This window comes from Variovorax sp. P1_H2, from assembly GCF_056405295.1.
This window is the reverse complement of record NZ_JBFUCJ010000197.1, coordinates 1-6,919: the sequence shown is the minus strand read 5'-3', so window position 1 is coordinate 6,919 and position 6,919 is coordinate 1. Positions and strand designations below refer to the sequence as shown.

Below are 6,919 nucleotides of genomic sequence, written 5' to 3'. Positions count from 1 at the left end.
GGCAAGCACAGCTTCCTGCTCGAATCGGTGGTCGGCGGCGAGCGCTTCGGCCGCTACAGCTTCATCGGCCTGCCGGCGCGCACGCTGCTGCGGGCCAGCGGCTTCGGCGCCGACGCGCTGACCGAGGTTGTAACGGACGGCAAAGTCGTGGAAAAAGCCCATGGCAACCCGCTCGATTTCGTTGCGGCCTACCAACAGCGTTTCAAGGTGGCGCTGCGTCCGGGCCTGCCGCGCTTCTGCGGCGGGCTGGCCGGCTACTTCGGCTACGACACCGTGCGCCACATCGAGAAGAAGCTCGAAAAAAGCTGCCCGCCCGATGCCCTGGGCTGCCCCGACATCCTGCTGCTGCAGTGCGAGGAGCTGGCGGTGATCGACAACCTCTCGGGCAAGCTCTACCTGATCGTCTATGCCGACCCGGCTCAGCCCGAGGCCTATGCCAACGCCAAGCGCCGGCTGCGCGAGCTGCGCGACCAGCTCAAGTACTCGGTCAGCGCGCCGCGGGTGTTGCCGAGCCAGGCGCATCCGGCGCAGCGCAGCTTCGCCAAGGCCGACTACCTGGCCGCGGTCGAACGCGCCAAGGAGCTGATCGCGGCCGGCGACTTCATGCAGGTGCAGGTCGGCCAGCGCATCAGCAAGCGCTACACCGAGTCGCCGCTGTCGCTCTACCGGGCGCTGCGCTCGCTCAACCCGTCGCCCTACATGTACTACTACCACCTGGGCGATTTCCACGTCGTCGGCGCCTCGCCGGAGATCCTGGTGCGGCAGGAGCACACCGGCGAGGGCGAGCAGAAGATCACCATCCGCCCGCTGGCCGGCACGCGGCCGCGCGGCGCCTCGCCCGAGCTCGACCGCGCGGCCGAGGTCGAGCTGATCAACGACCCCAAGGAGCGCGCCGAGCACGTGATGCTGATCGACCTGGCGCGCAACGACATCGGCCGCATCGCCAAGACCGGCAGCGTGAAGGTGACCGAGGCCTTCGCGGTCGAGCGCTACAGCCACGTGATGCACATCGTGAGCAACGTCGAAGGCACCTTGAAGGACGGCATGACCGCGATCGACGTGCTCAAGGCCACCTTCCCGGCCGGCACGCTCACGGGCGCGCCCAAGGTGCACGCGATGGAGCTGATCGACCAGCTCGAGCCGACCAAGCGCGGCCTCTACGGCGGCGCCTGCGGCTACATCAGCTACGCCGGCGACATGGACGTCGCGATCGCGATCCGCACCGGCATCGTCAAAGACCAGATGCTGCATGTGCAGGCCGCGGCCGGCGTGGTGGCCGACTCGGTGCCCGAGCTCGAATGGAAAGAGACCGAAGCCAAGGCGCGGGCGCTGCTGCGCGCTGCCGAGCTGGTCGAGGAGGGGTTGGAATGAGCGCCGCGCCGGGCCGCCCCAAGCAAGCTCGCGCCCCCTCGGGGGGCAGCGCAGCACACGAAGTGGCAAGCGAGGGGGCACTATGAGCACCGAAGACAACAACAACAACGACTTCTCGCACGAGATCATCGGCGCCGCCGTCGAGGTGCAGCGGGTGCTCGGCACCGGCCTGCCCGAGGCCGTGTACGCCGCCGCGCTCGAGATCGAACTGGCCGAGCGCGAGATCGGTTTCCAGCGCAACGTGCCGGTGGCGGCCAGCTACAAGGGCCGCTCGCTCGGCGAGGTCTGCCGCGCCGCCTTCGTGGTCGAGCAGTCGGTGGTGGTCGAGCTCAAGGCGGTCGATGCGCTGACCGACCTGCACCGCGCGCAGGCCCAGGCGGCCGTGCGCCTGTCGGGGCTCCGGCTGGGCCTGCTGATCAACTTCAACGTGTTCCCGGTGGTCAAGGGCGTGCACCGGATCGGAGTCAAGCCATGAAGCTCCTGATGATCGACAACTACGACAGCTTCACCTACAACCTGGTGCAGTATTTCGGCGAGCTCGGCGCCGAGGTCGAGGTCCATCGCAACGACGAGATCACGCTCGAGGGCCTGCGCGAGCGGATCGCCGGCGGCGTCGACCGGCTGGTAGTCTCGCCGGGCCCGTGCTCGCCGGCCGAAGCCGGCGTCTCGGTGGCGGCGATCCAGGCCTTCGCGGGCCGGCTGCCGATCCTCGGCGTCTGCCTCGGGCACCAGGCGATCGGCGCCGCCTTCGGCGGCAAGATCATTCGCGCCCAGCAGCTGATGCACGGCAAGACCAGCGAGATCACGACCACGCGCGAGGGTGTCTTCGCCGGCCTGCCCGAGAAGTTCAGCGTCAACCGCTACCACTCGCTGGCGATCGAGCGCGCCTCCTGCCCCGAGGCGCTGGCGCTCACCGCCTGGACCGACGACGGCGAGATCATGGGCGTGCGCCACACCGGCTTCGCGCACGCGGTGCGCATCGAGGGGGTGCAGTTCCACCCCGAATCGATCCTCACGGAGCACGGCCACGCCATGCTGCGCAACTTCCTGGAGTGACCGCAATGAGCAACCCTTCGACCAAGGTCGTCGACCTGCGCAGCGACACCGTGACCCAGCCGACCGACGCCATGCGCGCCGCGATGCTGGCGGCGCCGCTCGGCGACGACGTCTTCGCCGACGACCCGAGCGTCAACGCGCTGCAGCGGCAGATCGCCGAGCTGCTGGGCTTCGAGGCGGCGCTGTTCGTGCCGACCGGCACCCAGAGCAACCTCTGCGCGATCCTCGCGCACTGCCAGCGCGGCGACGAGTACATCGTCGGCCAGCAGGCGCATTGCTACCGCTGGGAAGGCGGCGGCGCGGCGGTGTTCGGCAGCGTGCAGCCGCAGCCGCTCGACCACCAGCCCGACGGCACGCTGGCGCTCGATGCGATCGAGGCCGCGATCAAGCCCGACGACGCCCACTTCGCGCGCACCCGGCTGCTGGCGCTCGAGAACACGCTGGGCGGCAAGCTGCTGCCTTTCGCCTACGTGGAGCAGGCGACGCAGCTCGCGCAGCGCAGGGGCCTGGCGCGCCACCTCGACGGCGCCCGTCTGTTCAATGCCGCGACCGCGCAGGCGGCGGGGCTCGGCACCGGCGTGCGCGCCGAGGCGCGTCGCATCGCCGGCTGCTTCGACAGCGTCTCGGTCTGCTTCAGCAAGGGCCTGGGCGCACCGGTCGGCTCGGCGCTGTGCGGATCGCGCGACTTCATCGCTCGGGCCCATCGCATCCGCAAGATGGCCGGCGGCGGCATGCGCCAGGCCGGCCTGCTGGCGGCGGCGGCCTCGCACGCCCTCGAGCAGCACGTCGACCGGCTGGCGGACGACCATGCGCTGGCGCGCCGGCTGGCAGAGGGCCTGGCGGGCATTCCCGAACTGCAGGTCGAGGCCCCGCAGACCAACCTGCTGTTCGTCGACCTGGCGGGCGATGCCCGCTCGCGTTCGGGCGAACTGCTCGCGCATCTGAAGTCACAGGGCGTGCTGGCCACCGGTCTCTACCGGCTGCGCTTCGCCACCCATCTGGACGTCGACGCGGCCGGCATCGACCGCGCCGTCGGCGCGATCCGGAGCTTCTTCCATGCCTGAGGTCCATTCGCTGCGGGCCGGCTGGACCGCGCGCCGCGCCGGCCCCGGCCTCCGGCTCGCGCTTTCCGATCCGCCGCCGGCACCGTCGTCCACCCACTAGAGAGACAACCATCATGCCCATCACTCCCCAGGAAGCCCTGCAGCGCACCATCGAGCACCGCGAGGTGTTCCACGACGAGATGCTGCACATCGTGCGCCTCATCATGAGCGGCGAATGCTCGCCCGTGATGATGGCGGCGCTGATCACCGGCCTGCGCGTCAAGAAGGAGACCATCGGCGAGATCACCGCCGCGGCGCAGGTCATGCGCGAAGTCTCGACCAAGGTACCGGTGGCGGACACCACGAACCTGGTCGACATCGTCGGCACCGGCGGCGACGGCTCCCACACCTTCAACATCTCGACCTGCACCATGTTCGTCGCCGCGGCGGCCGGCGCCAAGGTCAGCAAGCACGGCGGGCGCAGCGTCAGCAGCAAGTCCGGCAGCGCCGACGTGCTCGAGTCGCTGGGCATCAACATCAACCTGAAGCCCGAGCAGATCGCGAAATGCATCGCCGACGTCGGCATCGGCTTCATGTTCGCGCCGAACCACCATCCGGCCATGAAGAACGTGGCGCCGGTGCGCAAGGAGCTCGGCATCAAGACCATCTTCAATATCCTCGGCCCGCTGACCAATCCGGCCGGCGCGCCCAACATCCTCATGGGCGTGTTCCACCCCGACCTGGTCGGCATCCAGGTGCGGGCGCTGCAGCGCCTCGGCGCCGAGCATGCGCTGGTGGTCTACGGCCGCGACGGCATGGACGAGATTTCGCTTGGCGCCGCCACCATGGTCGGCGAGCTGAAGGGCGGCGAGGTGCGCGAGTACGAGCTGCATCCCGAGGACTTCGGCTTCGCGATGGCGAGCAACCGCAGCCTGCGCGTCGAGACCCCCGAGCAATCGAAGGCGATGCTGCTCGACGTGCTGGACAACCAGCCCGGTCCGGCGCGCGACATCGTCGTGCTGAACGCCGGCGCCGCGCTCTATGCGGCCAATGTCTGCGAATCGATCGCCGCCGGCATCGAGCGGGCGCGTGCCGCGCTCGATTCCGGCGCCGCCAAGGCCAAGCTGGCCGAACTCGCCGCGGCCACCGCGGCGGCCTGAGGAGAAAGCAAGCATGTCGAACACCCTGGAGAAGATCGTCGCCGTCAAGCGCGAGGAGATCGCCGCGGCCAAGAAGAGAAGCCCGCTCGAGGCCGTGCGCTTCGATGCCGAGAGCCGCGTGCTGACGCGCGACTTCGTCGGTGCGCTGCGCGCCAAGATCGCCGCCGGCGCCGCCGCGGTCATCGCCGAGGTCAAGAAGGCCAGTCCGAGCAAGGGCGTGCTGCGCGCCGATTTCATTCCGGCCGACATCGCCCAGAGCTATGCCGAGGGCGACGGCCAGGTCAGCGCCGCCTGCCTGTCGGTGCTGACCGACCGCCAGTTCTTCCAGGGCGGCGTCGACTACCTGAAGCAGGCGCGGGCCTCCTGCGCGCTGCCGGTGCTGCGCAAGGACTTCATCGTCGATCCCTACCAGGTCTACGAGTCGCGCGCGATGGGCGCCGACGCCATCCTGCTGATCGTCTCCTGCCTCGACGATGCCCAGATGCGCGACTACGAGGCCATCGCGGCCGGGCTCGGCATGGCGGTGCTGGTCGAGGCGCACGACGGCGACGAACTCGATCGCGCCTTGAAGCTGCGCACGCCGCTGATCGGCGTCAACAACCGCAACCTGCGCACCTTCGAGGTCTCGGTTCAGACCACCCTCGATCTGCTGCCGAGGGTGCCGGCCGATCGCCTGCTGGTGACCGAATCGGGCATCGCGACGCGCGACGAGGTGGCCCGGCTGCGCGCCGCCGGCGTCCACGCCTTCCTGGTCGGCGAGACCTTCATGCGGGCCGACGAGCCGGGCGAGGCGCTGGCCGAGCTGTTCCGATGAGCGCCGCGCCGGCGAACGGGGCCGATCAACTGGCGAGCGCCGACCCGGCCGACTGGCCGGTCGCGCCCGGCTGGCGGCCGCTGGTGGATGAATTCTTCGCCGGTCCGGTCGGCGTGAAGCTGCTCGGATTCCTGCGCGAGCGGCTGGCCGCCGGGGCCGTGATCTTCCCGCCGCGGCCGCTGCGTGCCCTCGAGCTGACGCCGCCCGAGGACGTCCGCGTCGTGATCCTCGGCCAGGACCCGTACCACGGCCGCGGGCAGGCCGAAGGGCTGGCCTTCTCGGTCGCGCCGGGCGTGCCGTTGCCGCCCTCGCTGCGCAACATCTTCAAAGAGCTGGAGCGCGACCTCGGCACCCGCCCGCCGGCCTTTCCGAACCCGGGTGGCAGCCTGGTCAAATGGGCATCGCACGGCGTGCTGCTGCTGAACACCTGCCTGACCGTGGAGGAGGGGCAGGCGGCCAGCCATTCGGGGCGCGGCTGGGAGGTGCTGACCGACGCGGTGATCCGTCATGTGGCGGCCCGCGAACGGCCCGTCGTCTTCATGCTGTGGGGCGCCCATGCGCAGAGCAAGCGTGCCCTGATCGATACAAATAGTCACAAAGTCCTTGTCGCCAACCATCCGTCCCCGTTGTCGGCCCTGCGACCCCCGCTTCCCTTCATCGGCTGCGGCCATTTCGGCCAGGCTCGCGGCTGGCGCGAAGCGGAATCCTTGGGGTCCGGGCAAGAAGGCGCCTGATTTCGTGCGAAAATGTGAGGCTCTCGGGAAAACGGCCCGGGTAGACGGGCTGCGATCGACCGGCCCCGAAACTCGTGCTATATTCCGAGGTTCGCCGGAGAGGTGGCCGAGTGGTTAATGGCAGCAGACTGTAAATCTGCCCTCTTACGAGTACGCTGGTTCGAATCCAGCCCTCTCCACCAGCGATGAATGGATTTTGCAGAGCGCTTGACTGTGACCGTTGCGGTGCTTCCCGAGCAAGGGCGGGTGCCACGATGCGGGAGTAGTTCAATGGTAGAACCCTAGCCTTCCAAGCTAATGACGCGGGTTCGATTCCCGTCTCCCGCTCCAGAAGTCCAGGTCGGCGCGAAGCGCAGTGTTTTTGCAGATTTTTGATATCGCCCATTTGGCTCAGTGGTAGAGCACTCCCTTGGTAAGGGAGAGGTCGCGGGTCCGATTCCCGCAATGGGCACCAGTTTTGGGGTTGCAGCCGGCCGGTTGCAACCCCATGTCAGTGTGTTGATCTAGTTATTTTTCGGAGTCGAGAAAATGGCAAAAGGAAAATTCACCCGCACGAAGCCGCACGTCAACGTGGGCACGATCGGTCACGTGGACCATGGCAAGACGACGCTGACGGCGGCGATTGCCACCGTGCTGTCGGCCAAGTTCGGCGGCGAAGCGAAGGCCTACGACCAGATCGACGCGGCTCCGGAAGAAAAGGCGCGCGGCATCACGATCAACACCGCGCACGTCGAGTACGAG

At 68.7% G+C, this 6,919-nt stretch carries 8 protein-coding genes and 3 tRNA genes; all 11 read left to right on the top strand.

Annotation, left to right across the window (positions count from 1 at the left end; translation table 11 throughout):
• Window positions 1–1,371 (top strand): anthranilate synthase component I (gene trpE, locus AC1D2E_RS34165; RefSeq protein WP_478201515.1); only part of this gene is annotated, 1,371 nt, incomplete at its 5' end.
• An 82-nt stretch (window positions 1,372–1,453) separates the two neighbouring features.
• On the top strand, window positions 1,454–1,846 hold the full coding sequence (locus AC1D2E_RS34160) for a GxxExxY protein (RefSeq protein ID WP_478172968.1): 393 nt from the start codon (window positions 1,454–1,456) through the stop codon (window positions 1,844–1,846).
• Window positions 1,843–2,427, top strand: coding sequence for an anthranilate synthase component II (locus tag AC1D2E_RS34155; RefSeq protein WP_478201514.1), 585 nt, complete (start codon window positions 1,843–1,845; stop codon window positions 2,425–2,427). The genes AC1D2E_RS34160 and AC1D2E_RS34155 overlap by 4 nt, the downstream gene beginning before the upstream one ends.
• Window positions 2,428–2,432: 5 nt before the next feature.
• Complete coding sequence (gene ltaE, locus AC1D2E_RS34150) at window positions 2,433–3,491, top strand: low-specificity L-threonine aldolase (protein WP_478201513.1); 1,059 nt, start codon at window positions 2,433–2,435, stop codon at window positions 3,489–3,491.
• A gap of 113 nt (window positions 3,492–3,604) precedes the next feature.
• Window positions 3,605–4,630, top strand: a complete 1,026-nt coding sequence (gene trpD / locus AC1D2E_RS34145) for an anthranilate phosphoribosyltransferase (protein WP_478172964.1) — start codon at window positions 3,605–3,607, stop codon at window positions 4,628–4,630.
• A 13-nt stretch (window positions 4,631–4,643) separates the two neighbouring features.
• Window positions 4,644–5,444 (top strand): indole-3-glycerol phosphate synthase TrpC, encoded by an 801-nt coding sequence (gene trpC, locus AC1D2E_RS34140; protein WP_478201512.1) that lies wholly within the window; start codon window positions 4,644–4,646, stop codon window positions 5,442–5,444.
• Window positions 5,441–6,178 carry a uracil-DNA glycosylase gene (locus AC1D2E_RS34135; protein ID WP_478201511.1) on the top strand — a complete coding sequence of 246 codons (738 nt, stop codon included), beginning with the start codon at window positions 5,441–5,443 and terminating at the stop codon, window positions 6,176–6,178. The genes trpC and AC1D2E_RS34135 overlap by 4 nt, the downstream gene beginning before the upstream one ends.
• Before the next feature lie 96 nt (window positions 6,179–6,274).
• Window positions 6,275–6,360, top strand: a tRNA-Tyr gene (locus tag AC1D2E_RS34130).
• Between the two features lie 74 nt (window positions 6,361–6,434).
• A tRNA-Gly gene (locus AC1D2E_RS34125) sits at window positions 6,435–6,508 on the top strand.
• A 49-nt stretch (window positions 6,509–6,557) separates the two neighbouring features.
• A tRNA-Thr gene (locus AC1D2E_RS34120) sits at window positions 6,558–6,632 on the top strand.
• 74 nt (window positions 6,633–6,706) lie between these two features.
• Window positions 6,707–6,919, top strand: a 213-nt coding sequence (locus AC1D2E_RS34115) for a GTP-binding protein (protein ID WP_478201510.1), incomplete at its 3' end; no start/stop codon positions are given.

Excerpts from the sequence above, each read along its gene's own strand:
- AC1D2E_RS34160 (WP_478172968.1), top strand. The coding sequence starts at position 1,454 with ATGAGCACCGAAGACAACAACAACAACGACTTCTCGCACGAGATCATC.
- AC1D2E_RS34155 (WP_478201514.1), top strand. The coding sequence starts at position 1,843 with ATGAAGCTCCTGATGATCGACAACTACGACAGCTTCACCTACAACCTG.
- ltaE (WP_478201513.1), top strand. The coding sequence starts at position 2,433 with ATGAGCAACCCTTCGACCAAGGTCGTCGACCTGCGCAGCGACACCGTG.
- trpD (WP_478172964.1), top strand. The coding sequence starts at position 3,605 with ATGCCCATCACTCCCCAGGAAGCCCTGCAGCGCACCATCGAGCACCGC.
- trpC (WP_478201512.1), top strand. The coding sequence starts at position 4,644 with ATGTCGAACACCCTGGAGAAGATCGTCGCCGTCAAGCGCGAGGAGATC.
- AC1D2E_RS34135 (WP_478201511.1), top strand. The coding sequence starts at position 5,441 with ATGAGCGCCGCGCCGGCGAACGGGGCCGATCAACTGGCGAGCGCCGAC.